This is a genomic window from Burkholderia sp. HI2500 (assembly GCF_002223055.1).
Classification (GTDB): domain Bacteria; phylum Pseudomonadota; class Gammaproteobacteria; order Burkholderiales; family Burkholderiaceae; genus Burkholderia.
This window is the reverse complement of record NZ_NKFL01000004.1, coordinates 1,739,281-1,759,436: the sequence shown is the minus strand read 5'-3', so window position 1 is coordinate 1,759,436 and position 20,156 is coordinate 1,739,281. Positions and strand designations below refer to the sequence as shown.

Below are 20,156 nucleotides of genomic sequence, written 5' to 3'. Positions count from 1 at the left end.
TTGTGCTTGTGCATGGCCCGCGCGCGGTGCGCACGGGCGGTGCCGAGCGTCAGATCTTCAGCTTCGTGACCTTCGTGCCGTTGATCGACACGTCGCCCATCAGGCCCGCGTTCGTCAGCACGACGACCTGGACCGGCGCGGTGGCCGTGTTGGAGTCGACCGCGCCGTTCGCGCCCATCTTCACGAGCGCGACCGACGCGCCTGCGCCGGCTGCCCAGCCGTCCGAGCCGCGGAATTCGTCGAGCGCTTCCTGCGTCATGAACAGGAACACGATCGCCTTCGACTGCGCACCGGCCTGCAGGCCGACCGACAGCGACGACGTGTTGTAGTAGCCGACCGTGCTGCCGCCGACGCGCAGTGCGCCGTTGCCGGACTGGCCGCCGACGATGAAGCCGGCCTGGATGACGTCCGGGAAGACGAGCACGCCGCGCGACTTCGCGACGAGTTCGCGTGAACCCTTGACCGTGGAGTACATGCGCGACAGCGTGGCGTCGACGCTCGAGTCGATTGCCTGGCGCTTCGACGCGTTCGTTGCGGCGTTGTCCGGCTTGTCCGGGGTGGTGGTGCAACCGGTGAGCGCAAGGCTACCGACGATGAGCGCAGCGGCGGCTTTCAGCACAAGATTCCGTTTTTGCATCGTTCTTCTCCATCGGATGATGTTCGGAGTGAGTCTCGCTCAGGGAGCGGATCACGTCGGCAGTTATATCACAGCGGATTACAGCCTCTTTTCGTTGCAGCGTGAAAAAGCGTCAAATCGCTCGGGGATGTCGCGGCGCGCCAACGGACGAACCGGCAACCGCGCGCCGACATCGCATCGGCATGCGGGAAACACGGCGTTTGATCGGACGGCTGCTGCTGCCGCGCGCATCAGTGCGTGACGGGGGGAACAGGCGGCTTGATCGGGGGACGGCGCAGCGCGCGGCGGATCAGCGCGATCACGACCCCGCAGGCGAACAGGAACGCGGCCGGCACGACCCAGTAGCCGACGAACGCATGCCACAGGTAGCCTGCGAGCGTATTGCGGCGCACCACGTATTCGTCGCGGGCTGCCTGCTGGCGCGGTGCATTGCCGGCGAGCACGTCGGCCGGGCAGCCGGCCGCGCGCGCCTCGTCAGGATCCCCGTGGCACTTCGCGGCGGCGCCGGCGGCCTGCTGCGCGTCGCTGAGCTGCCAGGTGGTCAGCGCGAGTTGCAGGTCCGCCTTGTTGTACGCCATTTCCTCGCGGATCTCGCGCACGGCGACGATCGCGACGGGCACGGCCCAGAACACGATCACGATCAGCCAGCGGCGGAACCAGCGGTGTTGTCTCCATGCCATCCATGCCTCCGTTTGACGCGTGTGCGCGTCTGTCTCGAGGGCGGCCCGATGGCGCTTCTTGTACTTGGATGGGCCGCGTTGCAGCCATCATAGAAGAAAACGCGGCGAATTGCCGCACCATGTGGCGGCGCCGGTGCGGCAGGCTGGAAAAGCGGGGCGGGAGGCTGTTGCAACAGCGCGGCGGCGGGGCCGAGCGGGGCGCGTCGATGCGCGTGCAACGAAAACAAAAATGCCGCGCCCGCCGAAGCGGTGCGCGGCATTCGATACGGGAGCGCCGGAACTCAGGCGGCCGGCTGGCTGCTCAGGCAGCTCTTCATGAACGCCTTGCGGTCGTCGCCCTTCTTGCCGGTGGCCTGCGTGTTGCACGCCTTCATCTTTTCCTGCTGCGACATGGCCTTCGCGGGCTTCGCCGACAGGCAGTCCTTCATGAACGCCTTGCGTTCGTCGCCCGTCTTGCCGGCTGCCTGGGTGTTACAGGCCTTCATCTTGTCCTGCTGGCTGTTCGCCGCGAACGCGGGGGAAGCCAGCATGCCGCCGAGAAGCACTGCGGCTACGAGCGATTGGATTTTCATTTCGACACTCCCATGGGGTGAATTGCGTGTGATCGACGCCGTCACGAAGCACCGTGCAATGGCGATAGGGTCGCATCGCACAGCGCGCTCCGATTATGGCAAATCAATGTGAAAACACCAAAACGGCACTTTCTATAACGTTGCGGATGCCACGGCCGTTGACGGCACATGTTGCCGGACGATCGGGACAAACCATGATGCGCGGCGGCCGGCCTCGGTCGCCGTGCCGGAACCTGGCCGCAAGCCTTTACAATCGCGGCCATGAACACTTCGAATTCCGCATCCCCTTCGTCCGCGTCGGCCCTGCCGCGCATCGCCGTGCTCGCCACCGGCGGCACGATCGCCGGCGCCGCGCCCGACGCAGCCAGCACGGCCGGCTACCAGGCCGGCGCGCTCGGCGTCACTTTCCTGGTCGACGCGGTGCCGGCGCTTGCGTCCGTCGCGCGCGTCGACGCCGAGCAGATCGCCAGCATCGACAGCAAGGATCTCGCGTTGCCGCTGTGGAATACGCTCGCCGCGCGGATCGACGCGCTGATGGCCGACCCGGCGGTCGACGGCATCGTGATCACCCACGGCACCGACACGCTCGAGGAAACCGCGTATGCGCTGCACCTGGTCGTCAACGGCGACAAGCCGGTCGTGCTGACGGCCGCGATGCGGCCGGCGACCGCGCTGTCGTCCGACGGCCCGCTGAACCTGCTGAATGCGGTGACGGTGGCCGCGCATCCGTCCGCGCGCGGGCAGGGCGTGCTGGTCGCATTCAACAACCGGATCCACGGCGCGCGCGACGTCGTGAAGACGAGCACCTATGCGGTCGATGCGTTCCAGTCGCCAGAGCTCGGCGCGCTCGGCTGGGTGCAGGACGGCCGGGTCGAATTCGCCCGCCGCGTCACGCGTTCGCGCGACACGCAACTGGCGATCGCCGCCGCGTGGCCGCCCGTCGAAGTCGTCGCGAGCTACGCGGGCGTGACGCGCACGGCCGTCGATGCGCTCGTCGCGGCCGGCGTGCGCGGTCTCGTCGTCGCGGGCACGGGCAACGGCTCGATCCATGCGACGCTGCAGGCGGCGCTGGCCGATGCGGTGAAGGCAGGCGTTGCGGTGGTTCGCGCGTCGCGCGTCGGGTCGGGGCACGTGATGCGCAACGGCGCCGCGAGCGACGATGCGCTCGGCTTCGTGAGCGCAGGGTCGCTGAACCCGTTCAAGGCGCGGGTGCTGCTGATGCTCGCGCTCGCGAACGGCATTCACGGCCGCGACGCGCTGCAACGCGCGTTCGATACGCTGTGACCGACTGATCGATACGCGCGGCGCGGGCCGCACGCATCACCATGAAAAAAGCAGGCCATCGGCCTGCTTTTTTTTGTCCGTCAGTCCGGCAGCAATGCTCAGGACTGCGGCGGAATCACGAGCTTCTGGCCCGGGTAGATCCGGTCCGGGCTCGACAGCATCGGCTTGTTCGCCTCGAAGATCACCGGGTACTTGTTCGCGTCGCCGTAGACTTCCTTGGCGATCGCCGACAGCGTGTCGCCCGGCTTCACGTCGTGGTACTGCACTTCCGGATCGTCCGGCTGCAGATCGTCGTCGTTGACGCCCGCGACGCCTTGCACGTTGCCGGCCGCGACCTTGACCTTGGCCTTCGTGTCGAGGTCGGCGACGCTGCCCGACAGCGTCACGGTGCGCGATGCGCCGTCGAACGCCACGGTCAGGTTCGACGTGTCGAGGCCTTGCGTGTTGATGTAGTTCTTGATGGCATCGGCCGCGGTCTGGTTTGCGGCATTCGGATCTTCCGCGGCTTGCGCATCGGCATGACCCAGCAGTTTTTCGCCCGCCTCTTTGATAAACGAAAGAAGACCCATCGTTGCACTCCTTAGGTGGTTGAAAAGAAAACGCGCCGTGAAGTGGCGAAAAAAACACCGCGCTGGGCGCGGTCACCGGAAGTGAACGCTAGCGCGGCGGTTTTCTCGAAAGGCGTGGCGAAAGTGTAGGCGTTCATGACGACGATTGCATGAAAAATCGCACGCTTGAACGTAAAGAAATGTAATACGCGAAATCCGACAGGCGGACACCCGACGACGACGTCTGACCGACCAAGGCTTCCCCGGCGTCGCCGGGTGCCGCTGCGGACCCCACCACGCCGCTCTCAGCCCAGAGCGGCGTTTTTCGCCCCGTCCCGCATGCCATCGGCAGTGCAGGGCGGGGCGCCCCACCGTGATGCGCGAGCGTGTCGCGCATCGATGCGACCGGCCGTGCCGGTCACGTGTGTCTGTCGCGCGCGTCCGCCATCGCAGCAAAAACGCGCATCGTTGCAGCCGTGTTACGCGGCCGGCGTCTGGCCGATCTCGAAGTTCGACATGATCTCGAGCGCACGCACGAGTGCCGAGTGATCCCATGCCTTGCCGCCGTGCGATGCGCACACGCTGAACAGCTGCTGCGCGCTGGCCGTATGCGGCAGCGCGAGGCCGAGCTTGCGTGCGCCGTCGAGCGCGAGGTTCAGGTCCTTCTGGTGCAGCTCGATGCGGAAGCCCGGATCGAACGTGCGCTTCGTCATCCGCGCGCCGTGCACTTCGAGGATGCGCGACGCAGCGAAGCCGCCCATCAGCGCCTGGCGTACACGCTCCGGATCGGCACCCGAACGTGCGGCGAACAGCAGTGCTTCGCCGACCGCCTCGATGTTCAGCGCGACGATGATCTGGTTCGCGACCTTGCAGGTCTGGCCCGCGCCGTTGTCGCCGACGAGCGTGATGTTCTTGCCCATCTTCTCGAACAGCGGCCTGGCGCGCTCGAATGCCGTCTCCGGGCCGCCGACCATGATCGTCAGCGTCGCTTCGCGTGCGCCGACTTCGCCGCCGGACACCGGCGCGTCGAGGTAGTCGCAGCCGAGTGCGTTGATCTGCTTCGCGAATTCCTGCGTGTCGAGCGGCGAGATCGAGCTCATGTCGATCACGAGCTTGCCGGCCGTCAGGCCCTTCGCGACGCCGTCGTCGGCGAACAGCACGTTACGCACGTCCGGCGTGTCCGGCACCATCGAGATGATGATGTCCGCGTTCCGTGCGACTTCGGTCGAGTTCGCGACGACCTTCGCGCTCGTGCGCAGGTCGTCCGGGATCGGGAACGCGCCGTTCACGACGAGCTGATGGTCGCCCTTGAGCAGGTTGCGCGCCATGTGCGCGCCCATGATGCCGAGGCCGATGAAACCGATGGTTGCCATGTGAAAGTCTCCTATAGGGCTGAAAACGGAAAGGGCGGATCTCAGGCGGCGCGACGCGCCGAGCCCGGTGCGCAGCCGGCGACGCTGTGCAGCCAGCCGAGGCCTTCCGTCGTGGTGGTGCGGGGCTTGTACTCGCAGCCGACGTAGCCGGCATAGCCGAGCCGGTCGAGCAGCGCGAACAGGAACGCGTAGTTGATCTCGCCCGTGCCCGGCTCGTTGCGGCCCGGGTTGTCCGCGAGCTGGACGTGGCCGATCGATGCGAGGTTGCGTTCGATCGTCGCGGCCAGTTCGCCTTCCATGCGCTGCATGTGATAGATGTCGTACTGCAGGAACAGGTTGTCCGAGCCGACCGCGCGGATCACGTCGAGCCCTTCCGACGAGCGGTTCAGCGCGAAGCCCGGGATGTCGAAGCTGTTGCACGGCTCGACGAGCAGGCGGATGCCTTCGCGCTTCAACGCATCGGCGGCAAAGCGCAGGTTGTCGACGATCGTGACGAACGTCTTGTCGCGCGCCGTGCTGGCCGACGGGATGCCGACGAGGCAGTTCAGCTGCGGTACCTTCAGCGCCTTTGCGTACTCGATCGCACGGCCGACCCCTTCCTGGAACTCGCCGACGCGATCGGGCAGGCACGCGATGCCGCGCTCGCCCTGGTCCCAGTTGCCGGCGGGCAGGTTGTGCAGCACGAGGCGCAGGCGATGCGTCTCGAGGCGCTCGGCGAGTTCCTCTTTCGCGTACGGATACGGGAACAGGAACTCGACGGCGTCGAAGCCCGCGTCGGCGGCCGCCTTGAAGCGGTCGAGGAACGGCACTTCGTTGAACAGCATGGTCAGGTTTGCAGCAAACTTCGGCATGAGCTAAGCCTCTTCGGTCGGTCAGTCAAAAAATGTCGTGCGGTTCAGTCGAGCATCGAGATCGCGGTCGGTGCGTGCTCGGCCTTTTCGGCGAGATCCTCGAATTCGTTGATCGCGTCGATTTCGGTGCCCATCGAGATGTTCGTCACGCGCTCGAGGATCACTTCCACGACCACCGGCACGCTGAACTCTTCCGCGAGCGTTTGCGCCTGGCGCAGCGCCGGCTCGATCTCTTCCGGCTTGAACACGCGCAGCGCCTTGCAGCCGAGGCCTTCCGCGACGGCCACGTGGTCGACGCCATAGCCGTTCAGCTCCGGCGCGTTCACGTTGTCGAACGCGAGCTGCACGCAGTAGTCCATGTCGAATGCACGCTGCGCCTGGCGGATCAGCCCGAGGTACGAGTTGTTCACGACGACGTGCACGTACGGCAGCTTGAATTGCGCGCCGGCCGCCAGTTCCTCGATCATGAACTGGAAGTCGTAGTCGCCGGACAGCGCGACGATCGGGCGGCTCGGGTCCGCTGCACGCACGCCGAGCGCGGCGGGGATCGTCCAGCCGAGCGGGCCGGCCTGGCCGCAGTTGATCCAGTTGCGCGCCTTGAACACGTGCAGGAACTGCGCGGCGGCGATCTGCGACAGGCCGATCGTGCTGACGTAGCACGTATCGCGGCCGAACACCTTGTTCATCTCTTCGTACACGCGCTGCGGCTTGACCGGCACGTTGTCGAAGTGCGTCTTGCGCTGCAGCGTGCGCTTGCGTTCCTGGCATTCCGCCACCCATGCGCTGCGGTCCTTCAGCTTGCCGGCGGCCTTCCATTCCCGTGCGACGGCGACGAACAGTTCCAGCGCGGCCTTCGCGTCCGACACGATGCCGAGATCCGGGCCGAACACGCGGCCGATCTGCGTCGGCTCAATGTCGACGTGCACGAACTTGCGGCCCTTCGTATAGACCTCGACGCTGCCCGTGTGGCGGTTCGCCCAGCGGTTGCCGATTCCGAGCACGAAGTCGGACGCGAGCATCGTGGCGTTGCCGTAGCGGTGCGACGTCTGCAGGCCGACCATGCCGGCCATCAGCGGGTGGTCGTCCGGAATCGCGCCCCACGACATCAGCGTCGGGATCACCGGCACGCCGATCGTTTCGGCGAACTGGACGAGCAGGTCTTCCGCCGCTGCATTGAGCACGCCGCCGCCCGACACGATCAGCGGCTTGTCCGCGTCGTTGAGCATCGCGAGCGCCTTCTCGATCTGCGCGCGGGTGGCCGCGGGCTTGTAGACCGGCAGCGGTTCGTACGTGTCGATGTCGAATTCGATTTCGGCGAGCTGCACGTCGATCGGCAGGTCGACCAGCACCGGGCCCGGACGGCCCGAGCGCATCAGGTGGAATGCCTGCTGGAACACGCGCGGCACGAGCGCCGGCTCGCGCACGGTGACGGCCCACTTCGTGACGGGCTTCGCGATCGACTCGATGTCGACGGCCTGGAAGTCTTCCTTGTACAGGCGGGCACGCGGTGCCTGGCCGGTGATCGCGAGGATCGGAATCGAGTCGGCGGAAGCGGAATAGAGACCGGTGATCATGTCGGTGCCGGCGGGGCCCGACGTGCCGATGCACACGCCGATGTTGCCCGGGGCCGCGCGCGTGAAGCCTTCGGCCATGTGCGACGCGCCTTCGACGTGGCGTGCCAGTACGTGGCTGATGCCACCCGACTTGCGCATGGCCGAGTAGAACGGGTTGATCGCTGCGCCCGGCACGCCGAACGCGGTCTGGATGCCTTCTTTCTCGAGCACGAGCACAGCAGCGTCGACGGCTCTCATCTTGGCCATGAATGTCTCCTTGAATGGGGTGGATCTTGCAAATGGGTCTGTTGGGGACACTTTAGGGATGCAGGAAAGGTTTGATAAGATCAGCCGAAGTCGCTTTTTTCGAAACTAAAAGTATGGAATGACGGCCGGGCGGGGCTTTCCGCCGGTGCCGGCACAGAGACGGAGACGGGAGATGGATCGCTTCAAGCAGATCGAGACGTTCGTGCGGGTGGCCGATGCCGGCAGCCTCGCGGCGGCGGCGCTCGAGGAGGGCGTATCGCCGGTGGTGCTCGGGCGGCGCATCGACGCGCTCGAAAAGCGTCTCGGCGTGAAGCTGATGTACCGCTCGACGCGGCGGCTGGTGGTCAGCGAGGAGGGCGCCGCATTCCTCGAGCGCTGTCGCGGCCTCCTGTCCGAATGGGACCAGGCCGAGAACGAGCTGGCCGCCGGGCGCCGCGCGGTCAGCGGGCACCTGATCGTGTCCGCGCCGGCCGCATTCGGGCGCAAGCACGTCGCGCCGCACGCCCCCGGCTTTCTGGCCGACAAGCCCGAGATGCAGCTGTCGTTCAACCTGACCGACCGCGTCGTCGATCTCGTGCGCGAAGGCTACGACCTGTCGATCCGGATCGGCGGGGCCGTCGATCCGAACTTCGTCGCGGTGAAGCTCGCATCGAACCGGCGTGTCGTGTGCGGCACGCCCGAGTATTTCCGCCAGCACGGCCGGCCGAAGTCGCTCGACGACCTGCTCAAGCACAACTGCCTGGCGTTCAACCTGCAGGGCGGGCAGAACCGCGGCTGGTATTTCCAGCGCCACGGCAAGATCGCGACGATGCGCGTGGCGGGCAATCTCGACTGCAACGACGGCGAGCTGCTGCACCGCTGGGTGGCCGAAGGTCTCGGGCTCGGCTGGCGCTCCACGTGGGAGATCGCCGCGCAGCTCGAGACGGGCGAGCTTGAAACCGTGCTCGACGAATATGCGTTGCCCGACTACGACATCCTCGCGGTCTACCCGCAGCAGCGCTACGTGCCGGCGCGCGTGCGCTACTTCATCGACTACCTGCGCGCCGCTTACGCGAGCCCGGGCTACTGGAGTACCACGCCGTAACCGGCGCGGGCGGCCCGGCCACAGGACCGACCGGCGATTTTTTACGCTTCGGGCGCGCGGCGCGGGAATAAACTCGACGCAACGACGGTAAGGTCATCAAGCGTGCACGTTGCCAGTCTGTCCGGGCGCCGTGCTCGGAACGGGCGCGGCTTCGGCCGCCGGGACCAGGGAGGCCATGTGGGGCAAGCCGGACAGGCGATCGAAGAGCGGTCGGCGGACGACGCGGTTGCGCGCGGCGAGCGGTTTCGTGCGCTCGTGCTGCCGCATCTCGACGCCGCGTACAACCTCGCGCGCTGGCTGAGCGGCAACGCCGGCGATGCGGACGACGTCGTCCAGGACGCGTGCATGCGCGCACTGCGCTTCGTCGATTCGTGTCGCGGCGACAACGCCCGGCCTTGGCTGCTGACGATCGTGCGCCACACCTGGTACACGGAATGGCGGCGCCGCACGCATGCGCACGAGGTTGCGCTGCCCGACACGCTCGAGGACACCGACGTGCCCGACGACTGGCAACCCGCGACCGACGATCCGCTCGCGCACCTGCTGCGCGGCGAGAACGTGCGGCTCGTGAATGAAGCGCTCGCGAAGCTGGCACCCGAATACCGCGAGGTGCTCGTGCTGCGCGAGATGGAGGACCTGAGCTACCGCGAGATTGCGGCGATCGCGGACGTGCCGGTCGGCACCGTGATGTCGCGGCTCGCACGCGGCCGGCGCAAGCTCGCCGCGCTGCTGGGCGGCGAGCCGGCACCGGCGGCCGAAGGCAGGCAGGGCCGTGCGCCGGCTGGCGGAACCGCATCGGAGGCTATCGATGGACTGTAACGAAGCGCGAGCGTTGCTGGACGCGGACGTCGACCGCGAGCTGTCGGCGCCCGATGCGTTGCGGGTCCAGCAGCATGTCGAAGCGTGCGAAGCGTGCCGCCGCGAACGCGCGCGGATCGTCACGCTGGTGCAGGCCGTGCGCCAGGCCGACTACCACCGTGCGCCGGATGCGTTGCGGGCCGGCATTCTCGCGAGCCTGCCGGCGGCGGCCGATGCGCCCGTGCGCGAGCAGGCGCAGCCGCAGCCCGAACCGCGGTCAACGCCGCAGCCGCGTCCGCGCGGCCGCCGCTGGTTTTCGTGGCTGACGGATCAAGGCGGGTCGGCACGCCCGGCGTCGGCCGGCATGGGGCCGCGCGTGGCCGCGCTGCCCGGCCTCGGCTGGGGCGTCGCGCTGCTGGTGGCGCTTGCCGCGGCGGGCGGGATGACGTTGTCTGCCCGCCACGCCGACACCGACCGCACGGTCGACGAACTCGTGTCGAGCCACGTGCGGGCCGACCTGTCCGCGCACGACATCGACGTGATCTCGACCGACCGGCACACGGTCAAGCCGTGGTTCAACGGCCGGATCGACTATGCGCCGCCGGTCGAGGACCTCGCGGCGGCCGGCTTCGCGCTGGTCGGCGGCCGGCTCGACTATGTCGGGCGGCGCCGCGTCGCGGTGCTCGTCTACCGTTACCGGCAGCACGTGATCGACGTCTACGTGCGGCCGGCCGGGGAGGGGCCGGGGGCGCCGTACACGACCGTGTCGCAAGGCTACGCGCTCGACCGCTGGGAGGCGGCCGGAATGACCTGGTGGGCCGTGACCGACGCCGAACCGTCGGCGCTCGCGGCGTTCAGGACCGCGCTCGATGCGCGACTCGGCGTGACGCGCACCGAGTGACGGCGGCGGGCGGCGGCCTGCCGCTTGCCGCGCGTTTCTGTTCCGACCCTGACCGGGCAACGCACCGAAGAACGCCTGGGCTGCGCGGGTTCGCCCCTTCAAGTCTTTGAAAACATGGCCGAATCCGCGCGCGAATCGTCGATTGGCCTTGCATGCGCCCCGTATCCGGGTTAGAATCTTCGGCTTCTCACTTGCCACACCGGTTCAGACGCCCGGGTGGCTTTAATCCACAAGGAGTGTGTAATGCGTCATTACGAAATCGTATTCATCGTGCACCCCGATCAGAGCGAGCAAGTGCCCGCGATGATCGAGCGTTACAAGACCACGATCACGTCGCACGGCGGTCAGATCCACCGCGTCGAAGACTGGGGCCGTCGCCAACTGGCCTACATGATCGAGAAACTCGCGAAGGCTCACTACGTCTGCATGAACATCGAGTGCGACCAGACGACGCTCGACGAACTCGAACACGCGTTCAAGTTCAACGACGCCGTGCTGCGCCACCTCATCGTCAAGATGAAGAAGGCCGAAACCGGCCCGTCGCCGATGATGAAGGAAGTTCAGCGCGAAGAAGCCAAGAAGGCGGCTGCAGCTCAGCCGACCGAAGCGCAGGCTTAAGTTCGTCATTCATTAAGCCATCAAGGAGCGCGTCACTCACGTGAACAGGTTGCAATTGACGGCAAGCGTCGTCGAACGCGCACCGGTGCGATATACGCCGGCAGGTGTTCCGATCGCAAGCGCCACATTGCATCACCGCACGGAAGTCGTCGAAGCAGGCATTCCCCGTCAGGTCGAAATGACGATCGAGGCGGTGGCGGCCGGTGAGGCGAGCGGCAGGCTGGAGAGTCGTGAAATGGGCGTCGAAACGCTGTTCACGGGCTTCCTGGCAAAGAAAAGCCGCAACGCGAGAACCTTGGTGTTTCACATCACAGCATTGCAGGACATTGGAAAGGACTGAAATCATGCCCCGCCCGACTGGTAAGAAATTCGACAAGCGTCGTCAGCAACAAAACCCGCTCTTCAAGCGCAAGAAGTTCTGCCGTTTCACGGCTGCAGGCGTCGAGCAGATCGACTACAAGGACACGGAAACGCTGAAGGACTTCATCGGCGAAAACGGCAAGATCACGCCGGCTCGTCTGACGGGTACGAAGGCGCACTATCAGCGTCAGCTGGATACGGCCATCAAGCGTGCGCGTTTCCTCGCGCTGCTGCCGTACACCGATCAGCACAAGGCGTAATCAGGCGACGCAATAAGGAGAATTCGAATGCAAATCATTCTGTTGGAAAAAGTCGCCAATCTGGGTAACCTCGGCGACATCGTCAAGGTCAAGGACGGTTACGCTCGCAACTTCCTGATCCCGAACCGCAAGGCTCGCCGTGCAACGAAGGAAGCGATCGCCGAATTCGAAGTTCGCCGCGCCGAGCTCGAAAAGATCGCCGCTGAAAAGCTGGCAGCATCGCAGGCAGTCGGCGAGAAGCTGAACGGCCAGTCGTTCGAAATCACGCAGAAGTCGGGCGTTGACGGCCGTCTGTTCGGCTCGGTCACGAACGGCGACGTCGCGGAACTGCTGAAGAAGGCAGGTTTCGAAGTCGAGAAGCTGCAAGTTCGCATGCCGGAAGGCCCGCTGAAGATGATCGGCGAGCACAACGTCCAGGTCGCGCTGCATACGGACGTCGTCGTCGACGTCACGATCAACGTGATCGGCGACCACGCGTAAGCGTACGCAAGCTTTCCGGGCGGCTTCCGCCGTCCGGACAAGGGCAGGCGCCCGGGCAACCGGGGCCTGCCTTTTTTATTGCTCGTTCGCCGGTGGCCGGTATGGCGCCGTCCTGTGTAATTCGCGATAATCCCAACCCATGAACGCGCCGCAAGATCCTCAAATCGAATCGCTGAAAGTCCCGCCGCATTCGGTCGAAGCCGAGCAGTCGGTGCTCGGCGGCCTGTTGCTCGACAACGCGGCCTGGGACCGGATTGCCGACTTCCTGTCGCAGGGCGATTTCTACCGCTACGACCACCGGATCATCTACGAGCACATCGGCCGCCTGATCGCGTCGACGCGCCCGGCCGACGTCGTGACCGTGTACGAAGCGCTGACCACGTCCGGCAAGGCCGACGACGTCGGCGGCCTGGCCTACCTGAACGCGCTTGCACAGAACACGCCGAGCGCGGCGAACATCCGCCGCTATGCGGAAATCGTGCGCGACCGCGCGGTGCTGCGCCGGCTCGTGTCGGTCGCCGACGAAATCTCGGCCGATGCGTTCAACCCGCAGGGCAAGGAAGTCCGCCAGCTGCTCGACGAGGCCGAGTCGAAGGTGTTCTCGATCGCCGAAGAGGGCGCGCGCGGCAACCAGGGCTTCCTCGAGATCGGTCCACTGCTCACGCAGGTCGTCGAGCGCATCGATACGCTGTACCACACGGCGAACCCGAGCGACGTCACGGGCACGCCGACGGGCTTCGTCGACCTCGACCGGATGACGTCCGGGATGCACGGCGGTGAACTGATCATCGTTGCGGGGCGCCCGTCGATGGGTAAGGCACAGCCGCTCGACGCGCGCGTCAGGACGTTGACTGGCTGGAAGCCGATGGGCGAGCTGGCGATCGGTGATGCGCTTGCTTCGGTCGACGGTGCATCGTCGATCGTGACCGGCATCTACCCGCAGGGCGAACGCCAGGTGTATCGGGTCAGCTTTTCGGATGGACGTTCGGCCGAATGCTGCGACGAGCACCTGTGGTGCGTCCATTTCCGTGAGTGGGAAAAGCCGCGAGTGCTGTCGACCGCGGAGATTCGCACGTTGCTGACGCGCGAACGCTACCGGAACCGGTTGTGGATCGACATGCCGACCGGCGAGTTTGGTCATGGCGAGGCGCTGCCGGTTGATCCGTGGGTACTCGGCGCGCTGCTGGGCGATGGTGCGCTCGGCGGGACTGCCGTGCGTTTCAGCGTGAAGGCCGAGGAAACGTTGAACCGGATGCGCGAGCGTGTCGACGTGTCGCTCGAACTTGAATACGCAGGCCAGTACGACTGGCGCATCAAGCGCCGGCGGTCGACGGCCGCGGAGGCCCGGCCGTCCGTCAACCCGCTCAAGGCTGCGCTCGAGCAGCTCGGTGTGTGGGGGAGGACGAGTTACGACAAGTTCATCCCGCGTATCTACCTCGATGCGGACAAGGACGCGCGGCTGGATTTGTTGCGCGGGCTGCTCGACACCGACGGCTGGGTCGAGTCGTGGGGTACGGTGCGTTATTCGACCGCCAGTGCGCAGTTGGCGAGCGACGTGCGCGAACTGGCGCGTTCGCTTGGTGCGTGGTGCCAGGTGGTCGAAAAGGCGACGAGCTTCACTGTCGACGGCGAACGCAAGGCCGGTGCGACGGCTTACGTTTGCACGATCAGTCATCCAGATCCGCAGAGCCTGTTCCTGTTCGAGGGCAAGCGCGAGCGGCTGACGGCCGGCCGGACGCGCCGCAAGCTGCCGGTGATTACTGGTATCGAGCCATCGCGCCGGACTGCCACGCAGTGCATCTCGGTTTCGCATCCGTCTCGGCTGTACGTGACCGACGATTACGTCGTGACCCACAATACGGCCTTCTCGATGAACATCGGCGAATACGTCGCGGTCGAGTACGGGCTGCCGGTCGCGGTGTTCTCGATGGAAATGCCGGGTACCCAGCTCGTGATGCGGATGCTCGGCTCGATCGGCCGGCTCGACCAGCACCGGATGCGGACGGGCCGCCTGACGGACGAGGATTGGCCGAAACTGACGCACGCGGTGCAGAAGATGAGCGAGGCGCAGCTCTTCATCGACGAAACCGGCGGCCTGAACCCGATGGAATTGCGCTCGCGCGCACGGCGGCTGGCGCGGCAATGCGGCAAGCTCGGCCTGATCATCGTCGACTACCTGCAGCTGATGTCGGGTTCGTCGCAGGGCGAGAACCGCGCGACCGAAATCTCGGAAATCTCGCGATCGCTGAAGAGCCTCGCGAAGGAACTCGACGTGCCGGTGATCGCGCTGTCGCAGCTGAACCGCGGTCTCGAACAACGCCCGAACAAGCGCCCGGTGATGTCGGATTTGCGTGAATCGGGCGCAATCGAACAGGACGCGGACGTGATCCTGTTCATCTACCGTGACGAAGTCTACAACCCGGACAGCCCCGACAAGGGCACGGCCGAAATCATCATCGGCAAGCAGCGTAACGGCCCGATCGGCCCCGTTCGGCTCACGTTCCTGGGGCAATACACGAAGTTCGACAACTTTGCAGGGGCGCAGACGTTCTACGGCGAGTAACGCCGGTTGTAAAGCCCTAAATCGCCAAACGTTGTATCCAATCCCGGCGCGCGCATGTGCGCGCGTCGCGGCGCGACCGAAAACGGTACAATGTCGCCCGTTTTCGTGACAGTAGTTTGACAATCTCTCAGGAATCCCATGTTCGGTCGATTCATGCCCACCGAGGGCAAGTTCTTTGAACTCTTCAACGCGCACGCGAAGCACATCGTTTCCGGTGGCCGCGAGCTCGAACTGCTGATCGACAATCTCGCCGACGCCGAGATTCACAAGCAAAACGTGCAAACCGCCGAGAAGGCCGCCGACAAGCTCACGCACGAGGCGATCGATCTGCTGCACAAGACTTTCATCACGCCGCTCGATCGCGATGAGATCCACAAGCTGATCACGACGATGGACGACATCCTCGACCTGATGGAAGACGTCGCGACCGCCGTGTCGCTGTACGACGTACGTTCCGTCACGTCCGAAGCGAGCCAGCTCGCGCACATCGTCACGCAGTCGGCCCAGCACGTGCAGCAGGCGGTCGGGTTGCTGTCCGACATGAAGCAGTCGGCGCAGATCCTCAAGCAGTGCGAGGAGATCGACCGCTGGGAGTCGGAGGCCGATCGCGTGCTGCGCGCGGCCATGTCGAAGCTGTTCCGCGAGGAAGACGACGTGAAGACGCTCATCAAGCTGAAGGCGATCTACGAGCTGCTCGAAGAGATCACCGACAAGTGCGAGGACGTCGCGAACATCATCGAAGGCATCGTGCTGGAAAACGCCTGAGCGGACCACGATGCATTCGATACAACTCGCCCTATGGATGGTCGCGGCACTCGTGCTCGTCGCGCTCGTATTCGACTTCATGAACGGCTTTCACGACGCGGCGAACTCGATCGCCACCGTCGTGTCGACCGGGGTGCTGAAGCCCCAGCAGGCCGTCGTGTTCGCGGCCGCGTTCAACGTGATCGCGTACTTCATCTTCCACCTGAAAGTCGCGCAGACCGTCGGTAAAGGCACGATCGACCCCGAGATCGTCGACCACTACGTCATATTCGGCGCGCTGGTCGGCGCGATCGGCTGGAACGTGATCACGTGGTACTACGGGATCCCGTCGAGCTCGTCGCACGCGCTGATCGGTGGCCTCGTCGGCGCGGCGCTCGCGAAGTCAGGCTGGAGCTCGCTGAACATCGACGGGCTGCTGAAGACCATCGCGTTCATCTTCATCTCGCCGCTGCTCGGCTTCATCCTCGGCTCGCTGTTCATGCTCGGCGTGTCGTGGCTGTATTTCCGCACCGCGCCCAGCAAGGTCGACCGGCGCTTCCGCCGGCTGCAGCTGCTGTCGGCCGGGCTGTACAGCCTCGGCCACGGCGGCAACGACGCGCAGAAGACGATCGGCATCATCTGGATGCTGCTGATCGCGTCGGGCTATGCGTCGGCGACCGCCGATGCGCCGCCGGCGTGGGTGATCGGCGCGTGCTACCTGTCGATGGGCCTCGGCACGCTGTTCGGCGGCTGGCGCATCGTGCGCACGATGGGCCAGAAGATCACGAAGCTCAAGCCGGTTGGTGGCTTCTGTGCGGAAACCGGTGGTGCGATGACGCTGTTCCTCGCGTCGTTCCTCGGCATTCCGGTGTCGACCACGCACACGATCACCGGCGCGATCGTCGGTGTCGGCGCGACGCAGAAGCTGTCGGCCGTGCGCTGGGGCGTGGCCGGCAACATCGTGTGGGCATGGGTGCTGACGCTGCCTGCAGCCGCGTTGTTCGCGGCCGGCGGATGGTGGCTCGGTCACCAGATCTTCTGATCGCCGAGGTAGCCGGATCGACATCCGATGCGCCGCAAGCCGAAAGGCTGCGGCGCATTTTCATTTGGAGCGGGGAGTTCGCGGCGGAACGGGCGGGGTGGTGGCACATACCGCCAACGTGATTGACTGTCGAGGTTCGGGCAACCGGTCAGTAGCTTCCGTTCGCAAACCGCGCGATCGGATCGTCTGCCGTACTGGTGCGCGGGCTGACGGGCGCGGATTGCGTCGACGCGCGCAATACCTGCACAGGTGCGGGTTCGATACCGCGCGGAGACGCCGGCGCGGTGGCAGGCGGCGGTTCGGCATCGAACGCGGCGGCCTGGGCGGCCGTGAGCGCCGTCGTCGGAATCTGCGTGCCGGACTCGACCGGGGCGGCAGGCGCTGCATTGGCCGTCATCGCGGTCATCCCGTCATTCACTGACGTTGCCTGTTGCTGCGCGGCCTGCCTGCGCGGTGGCGGCGGTTCGTACGGATCGGCGGCCGGGGCCGAGGGTGCGGCTGCGGCGGTCGTCACGACCGGTGCGGCAGCGATGACCGGCGCGGGCGCAGGCGCCTGCGCGGTTCTCGCTTGCGACGACGCATAGGCAGGCGGCCGCGGCGCAGCGGCCGTCACGACCACCGGGGCCGGTGCGGCCGCCGGCGCGCTGCGCGGCTCGTCGCGCTTCGCCTCGTAGGTCGGTGCATCGAACGGCGTTGGCGCCCCACGCGGCGGCGCGACGCGGCGAATGCCGTCGAAACGCTTGGCCCAGTACGGGTTCGTCAAGTAGTCGAGTCGCACGGTGCCGCCCGTCGACGGTGCGTTGACGAAGCGCAGCTTGCCGACATAGATGCCGACGTGCGAATGTGGCCGTCCGGTCGTATTGAAGAAGATCAGGTCGCCCGGCGCGATCTGTTCGGGCTCGATCGACACGCCGCGGCCGCTCATGTCGGCCGTCGTGCGGGGCAGGTTCACGTCGGCCGCCCGGCCGATCACGTAGCGCACGAGCCCGCTGCAGTCGAAGCCGCTCGTCGGCGTGTTGCCGCCCCAGCGATACGGGACGCCGACGAGGCTCATCGCCTGGATCGAGATTTCTTCCTGGCCGACGCTGTGATCGACGAATTTCGGGAAATTGGCGGGGGCGGGGAACGCGCGCGGTGTCGTGATCCTCATGCCCGAATCGGAGCGCGAGGCCGACTGCGGCGGCACGCTGGAGCAGGCCGCAAGCAGGGAAACGACGGCGACGGGGACCCAAATTCGAAGCATGGCGAGGCGGGCGAGCGCGGCGCGCTCGCGAATCGTATGACAACAGACAGACCCGATGGTAGACGCTCCGGCGGGGCTTAAGCAACCATTCCTGAGAATTTACTTGAAGTTTCGCGCGTAAACTGCGTTGTTGCGTGACGAAGCGTTACTTACGTCTTCGACCCCAAATAAAAACGGCGCTCCTGATAGGAGCGCCGCGAGGCGTCGAAAACCGGCCGACGGGCCGACCTGTCGCGTTACAGGATGTCCGACGCGTAGTCGGCGAGCCGCGAGCGTTCGCCGCGCGCGAGCGTCACGTGGCCGCTGTGGCCCCAGCCCTTGAAGCGGTCGACGACGTACGTGAGGCCCGAGCTGCCTTCGGTCAGGTAAGGCGTGTCGATCTGCGCGATGTTGCCGAGGCACACGATCTTCGTGCCCGGGCCGGCGCGCGTGACGAGCGTCTTCATCTGTTTCGGCGTCAGGTTCTGCGCCTCGTCGATGATCAGGTACTTGTCGACGAACGTCCGGCCGCGCATGAAGTTCATGCTCTTCACCTTCAGGCGCGAACGGATCAGTTCCTGCGTCGCGGCACGGCCCCATTCGCCCGCAGCGTCGTCGGTCTTCTGCAGCACTTCGAGGTTGTCGTCGAATGCGCCCATCCACGGCTGCATCTTCTCTTCCTCGGTGCCCGGCAGGAAACCGATGTCCTCGCCGACCGGCACGGTCGCGCGCGTCACGATGATCTCGTTGTAGCGCTTGTCGTCGAGCACCTGCGCGAGGCCGGCCGCGAGCGCGACGAGCGTCTTGCCGGTGCCGGCCTGGCCAAGCAGCGTGACGAAGTCGATCTCGGGGTTCATCAGCAGGTTCAGCGCGAAATTCTGCTCGCGATTGCGCGCGGTGATGCCCCACACGTTGTTCTTGTGGTGGCTGTAGTCGCGCAGCGTCTGCAGCAGCGCAGTCTTGCCGTTCAGCTCGCGGACGATCGCGTGGAACGTCGGCTCGCCGTTCTGCGGCTCGAGATAGACGAACTCGTTGACGAGCATCGACGCGACGAGCGGGCCGGTCACGCGGTAGTACGTGGTGCCCGTCTTCGTGTCCTGCCAGCTCTCCATGCCCTTCGCATGCTTGGTCCAGAAGTCCTGCGGCAGTTCGCGCACGCCGTTGTACAGGAGGTCCTTATCCTCGAGCACCTGGTCGTTGAAGTAGTCTTCCGCGGGCAGGCTGAGCGCGTGCGCCTTGATCCGCATGTTGATGTCTTTCGACACCAGCACGACCTGGCGATCGGGCCGGTCGCGCTGCAGCGCGCGCACGACGCCGAGGATCTGGTTGTCGGCCTTGCCTTCGGGCAAGCCTTCGACGGGCGCGATGTCCGCCAGCTTCGTCTGGAAGTACAGGCGGCCGAGCGCCTCGCGGCTGCCGAGGCGCGACAGCGGGATGCCGGCCGTGATCGGGCCGGCATCGGCGACGAGCGCGTCGAGCGTGCGGCTGACCTGGCGTGCGTTGCGCGCGACTTCGGACATCCCCTTCTTGTGGTTGTCGAGTTCCTCGAGCGTCATCATCGGCAGATAGACGTCGTGTTCCTCGAAGCGGAAGAGGCTGCTCGGGTCGTGCATCAGCACGTTGGTGTCGAGCACGAACAGTTTCTGCAGTTCGGCTTCGGCGGGCTTGCGGCTGCGCGACTTCGTCGCGGCGCCGGTATCGCGCGCCGGTGCGGCGGCCGGTTTGTCGGCAGCCGGTTTGTCGTTGCGTGCAACGACGGGCGCCGCGGGTTCGGCGGGCGCCGGCATCGGCTGCAGCAGGGCAGCCGTCTGTTTGGTCTTGCGGCCGCGAGCGGGTGCGCTCGCCGCATCTTGCGCCGAAGACGCGACGGCGCGCAAAGGCGCGGCCGTGTTCGCGGCTTCGGTCATCGGTTGGGCCACGCTCGCCGGACCAAAGTCACCGGCTGTGGATGCGTCCCCTTCGGCGGATTTCTTCGCGGCTTTCGCGGGCCGCGCTTTCGCCTTGTATTCGTCGGGCGGCAGCAGGCTGCCGAGCTTGCTGGGGGGAGTAGGCAAAGGCATGGTGTCCCTCGGGAGGAATCGTGTCGCATGGCGTGCGCCGCTGATCGCATCCTGCGTGACGTAGACGCATGCAGTTTGCGCGCGGTGGCGCACAGGAAGTTCGTCTAGCCGGTTCGCCTAAGTGTCGATCAGCTCCTTGACGCGGTGAGGGCCGGACCGAGGCCCGGCGCGCAATCCATAAAAAAAGCCGCTGCCTCGTCGATAGAGGCATGCGGCTTGGCTGATACGGTCGTAATGCGCGTCAGGTGCCGGCAAGCAT

Annotated in this window: 21 protein-coding genes and 1 pseudogene; 12 read left to right on the top strand and 10 right to left on the bottom strand. The window is 66.0% G+C overall.

Going from position 1 to position 20,156, the window contains the following annotated elements; translation table 11 throughout:
- Window positions 1-49 precede the first annotated feature (49 nt).
- From CFB45_RS10875 to CFB45_RS10865, 3 genes are all read right to left on the bottom strand, one after another.
- Window positions 50-637, bottom strand: a complete 588-nt coding sequence (locus CFB45_RS10875) for a BPSL1445 family SYLF domain-containing lipoprotein (protein WP_069248150.1) — start codon at window positions 635-637, stop codon at window positions 50-52.
- 230 nt (window positions 638-867) lie between these two features.
- A complete protein-coding gene (locus tag CFB45_RS10870; protein WP_174972708.1) occupies window positions 868-1,317 on the bottom strand; it encodes a hypothetical protein in 450 nt (149 codons plus the stop codon).
- A gap of 281 nt (window positions 1,318-1,598) precedes the next feature.
- A complete protein-coding gene (locus CFB45_RS10865; RefSeq protein ID WP_043188161.1) occupies window positions 1,599-1,889 on the bottom strand; it encodes a PsiF family protein in 291 nt (96 codons plus the stop codon).
- Window positions 1,890-2,150: 261 nt separating this feature from the next.
- Between CFB45_RS10865 and CFB45_RS10860 the strand changes: the two genes are divergently transcribed.
- Entirely contained in the window at window positions 2,151-3,173 is a 1,023-nt protein-coding gene (locus CFB45_RS10860) for an asparaginase (protein ID WP_089425598.1), read from the top strand.
- Between the two features lie 98 nt (window positions 3,174-3,271).
- Here the strand turns inward: CFB45_RS10860 and lysM are convergent, their stop codons facing one another.
- From lysM to gcl, 5 genes are all read right to left on the bottom strand, one after another.
- Entirely contained in the window at window positions 3,272-3,742 is a 471-nt protein-coding gene (gene lysM / locus CFB45_RS10855; RefSeq protein WP_039367010.1) for a peptidoglycan-binding protein LysM, read from the bottom strand.
- 11 nt (window positions 3,743-3,753) lie between these two features.
- The gene (locus CFB45_RS39425; RefSeq protein ID WP_256093589.1) at window positions 3,754-3,879 is read right to left on the bottom strand and encodes a hypothetical protein; all 126 of its coding nucleotides are present in this window, start codon (window positions 3,877-3,879) and stop codon (window positions 3,754-3,756) included.
- A 321-nt stretch (window positions 3,880-4,200) separates the two neighbouring features.
- Window positions 4,201-5,094 (bottom strand): 2-hydroxy-3-oxopropionate reductase, encoded by an 894-nt coding sequence (locus CFB45_RS10850; protein WP_089425597.1) that lies wholly within the window; start codon window positions 5,092-5,094, stop codon window positions 4,201-4,203.
- A gap of 41 nt (window positions 5,095-5,135) precedes the next feature.
- Entirely contained in the window at window positions 5,136-5,945 is an 810-nt protein-coding gene (gene hyi, locus CFB45_RS10845; protein ID WP_021162122.1) for a hydroxypyruvate isomerase, read from the bottom strand.
- Between the two features lie 44 nt (window positions 5,946-5,989).
- Window positions 5,990-7,765 carry a glyoxylate carboligase gene (gene gcl, locus CFB45_RS10840; protein ID WP_089425596.1) on the bottom strand — a complete coding sequence of 592 codons (1,776 nt, stop codon included), beginning with the start codon at window positions 7,763-7,765 and terminating at the stop codon, window positions 5,990-5,992.
- A gap of 172 nt (window positions 7,766-7,937) precedes the next feature.
- Between gcl and CFB45_RS10835 the strand changes: the two genes are divergently transcribed.
- From CFB45_RS10835 to CFB45_RS10790, 10 genes are all read left to right on the top strand, one after another.
- On the top strand, window positions 7,938-8,849 hold the full coding sequence (locus CFB45_RS10835) for a LysR family transcriptional regulator (RefSeq protein ID WP_089425595.1): 912 nt from the start codon (window positions 7,938-7,940) through the stop codon (window positions 8,847-8,849).
- Between the two features lie 177 nt (window positions 8,850-9,026).
- Window positions 9,027-9,668, top strand: coding sequence for an RNA polymerase sigma factor (locus CFB45_RS10830; protein WP_089425594.1), 642 nt, complete (start codon window positions 9,027-9,029; stop codon window positions 9,666-9,668).
- On the top strand, window positions 9,658-10,548 hold the full coding sequence (locus tag CFB45_RS10825) for an anti-sigma factor family protein (RefSeq protein ID WP_089425593.1): 891 nt from the start codon (window positions 9,658-9,660) through the stop codon (window positions 10,546-10,548). Before CFB45_RS10830 ends, CFB45_RS10825 begins: the two co-directional genes overlap by 11 nt.
- 243 nt (window positions 10,549-10,791) lie before the next feature.
- Window positions 10,792-11,166 carry a 30S ribosomal protein S6 gene (gene rpsF, locus CFB45_RS10820; RefSeq protein WP_006402295.1) on the top strand — a complete coding sequence of 125 codons (375 nt, stop codon included), beginning with the start codon at window positions 10,792-10,794 and terminating at the stop codon, window positions 11,164-11,166.
- A gap of 40 nt (window positions 11,167-11,206) precedes the next feature.
- Window positions 11,207-11,506: a primosomal replication protein N gene (priB, locus tag CFB45_RS10815; protein WP_011657069.1), complete on the top strand. Its 300-nt coding sequence runs from the start codon at window positions 11,207-11,209 to the stop codon at window positions 11,504-11,506.
- 4 nt (window positions 11,507-11,510) lie between these two features.
- On the top strand, window positions 11,511-11,786 hold the full coding sequence (gene rpsR, locus CFB45_RS10810; protein WP_006486248.1) for a 30S ribosomal protein S18: 276 nt from the start codon (window positions 11,511-11,513) through the stop codon (window positions 11,784-11,786).
- A 27-nt stretch (window positions 11,787-11,813) separates the two neighbouring features.
- A complete protein-coding gene (gene rplI, locus CFB45_RS10805; protein WP_021156519.1) occupies window positions 11,814-12,266 on the top strand; it encodes a 50S ribosomal protein L9 in 453 nt (150 codons plus the stop codon).
- A gap of 139 nt (window positions 12,267-12,405) precedes the next feature.
- Window positions 12,406-14,829: a replicative DNA helicase gene (gene dnaB, locus CFB45_RS10800; RefSeq protein ID WP_089425592.1), complete on the top strand. Its 2,424-nt coding sequence runs from the start codon at window positions 12,406-12,408 to the stop codon at window positions 14,827-14,829.
- A 138-nt stretch (window positions 14,830-14,967) separates the two neighbouring features.
- Window positions 14,968-15,594, top strand: coding sequence for a DUF47 domain-containing protein (locus tag CFB45_RS10795; protein ID WP_034188683.1), 627 nt, complete (start codon window positions 14,968-14,970; stop codon window positions 15,592-15,594).
- A 10-nt stretch (window positions 15,595-15,604) separates the two neighbouring features.
- Window positions 15,605-16,615, top strand: a complete 1,011-nt coding sequence (locus CFB45_RS10790) for an inorganic phosphate transporter (protein WP_046543500.1) — start codon at window positions 15,605-15,607, stop codon at window positions 16,613-16,615.
- 148 nt (window positions 16,616-16,763) lie between these two features.
- Here CFB45_RS10790 and CFB45_RS10785 read toward each other — a convergent pair whose 3' ends face one another.
- A complete protein-coding gene (locus CFB45_RS10785) occupies window positions 16,764-17,858 on the bottom strand; it encodes a C40 family peptidase (protein ID WP_089425591.1) in 1,095 nt (364 codons plus the stop codon).
- 236 nt (window positions 17,859-18,094) lie between these two features.
- Window positions 18,095-19,897, bottom strand: coding sequence for a PhoH family protein (locus tag CFB45_RS10780; RefSeq protein WP_089425590.1), 1,803 nt, complete (start codon window positions 19,895-19,897; stop codon window positions 18,095-18,097).
- Between CFB45_RS10780 and CFB45_RS39420 the strand changes: the two are divergent.
- Window positions 19,793-20,037, top strand: a pseudogene (locus CFB45_RS39420) (hypothetical protein); the annotation flags it as partial. The gene CFB45_RS10780 and the pseudogene CFB45_RS39420 sit on opposite strands and share 105 nt — an antisense overlap.
- Between the last annotated feature and the right edge of the window lie 119 nt (window positions 20,038-20,156).

Coding starts and splice junctions, on each gene's coding strand:
- CFB45_RS10875 (WP_069248150.1), bottom strand. CDS start 637: ATGCAAAAACGGAATCTTGTGCTGAAAGCCGCCGCTGCGCTCATCGTC.
- CFB45_RS10870 (WP_174972708.1), bottom strand. CDS start 1,317: ATGGCATGGAGACAACACCGCTGGTTCCGCCGCTGGCTGATCGTGATC.
- CFB45_RS10865 (WP_043188161.1), bottom strand. CDS start 1,889: ATGAAAATCCAATCGCTCGTAGCCGCAGTGCTTCTCGGCGGCATGCTG.
- CFB45_RS10860 (WP_089425598.1), top strand. CDS start 2,151: ATGAACACTTCGAATTCCGCATCCCCTTCGTCCGCGTCGGCCCTGCCG.
- lysM (WP_039367010.1), bottom strand. CDS start 3,742: ATGGGTCTTCTTTCGTTTATCAAAGAGGCGGGCGAAAAACTGCTGGGT.
- CFB45_RS39425 (WP_256093589.1), bottom strand. CDS start 3,879: ATGAACGCCTACACTTTCGCCACGCCTTTCGAGAAAACCGCCGCGCTA.
- CFB45_RS10850 (WP_089425597.1), bottom strand. CDS start 5,094: ATGGCAACCATCGGTTTCATCGGCCTCGGCATCATGGGCGCGCACATG.
- hyi (WP_021162122.1), bottom strand. CDS start 5,945: ATGCCGAAGTTTGCTGCAAACCTGACCATGCTGTTCAACGAAGTGCCG.
- gcl (WP_089425596.1), bottom strand. CDS start 7,765: ATGGCCAAGATGAGAGCCGTCGACGCTGCTGTGCTCGTGCTCGAGAAA.
- CFB45_RS10835 (WP_089425595.1), top strand. CDS start 7,938: ATGGATCGCTTCAAGCAGATCGAGACGTTCGTGCGGGTGGCCGATGCC.
- CFB45_RS10825 (WP_089425593.1), top strand. CDS start 9,658: ATGGACTGTAACGAAGCGCGAGCGTTGCTGGACGCGGACGTCGACCGC.
- rpsF (WP_006402295.1), top strand. CDS start 10,792: ATGCGTCATTACGAAATCGTATTCATCGTGCACCCCGATCAGAGCGAG.
- rpsR (WP_006486248.1), top strand. CDS start 11,511: ATGCCCCGCCCGACTGGTAAGAAATTCGACAAGCGTCGTCAGCAACAA.
- rplI (WP_021156519.1), top strand. CDS start 11,814: ATGCAAATCATTCTGTTGGAAAAAGTCGCCAATCTGGGTAACCTCGGC.
- dnaB (WP_089425592.1), top strand. CDS start 12,406: ATGAACGCGCCGCAAGATCCTCAAATCGAATCGCTGAAAGTCCCGCCG.
- CFB45_RS10795 (WP_034188683.1), top strand. CDS start 14,968: ATGTTCGGTCGATTCATGCCCACCGAGGGCAAGTTCTTTGAACTCTTC.
- CFB45_RS10790 (WP_046543500.1), top strand. CDS start 15,605: ATGCATTCGATACAACTCGCCCTATGGATGGTCGCGGCACTCGTGCTC.
- CFB45_RS10785 (WP_089425591.1), bottom strand. CDS start 17,858: ATGCTTCGAATTTGGGTCCCCGTCGCCGTCGTTTCCCTGCTTGCGGCC.
- CFB45_RS10780 (WP_089425590.1), bottom strand. CDS start 19,897: ATGCCTTTGCCTACTCCCCCCAGCAAGCTCGGCAGCCTGCTGCCGCCC.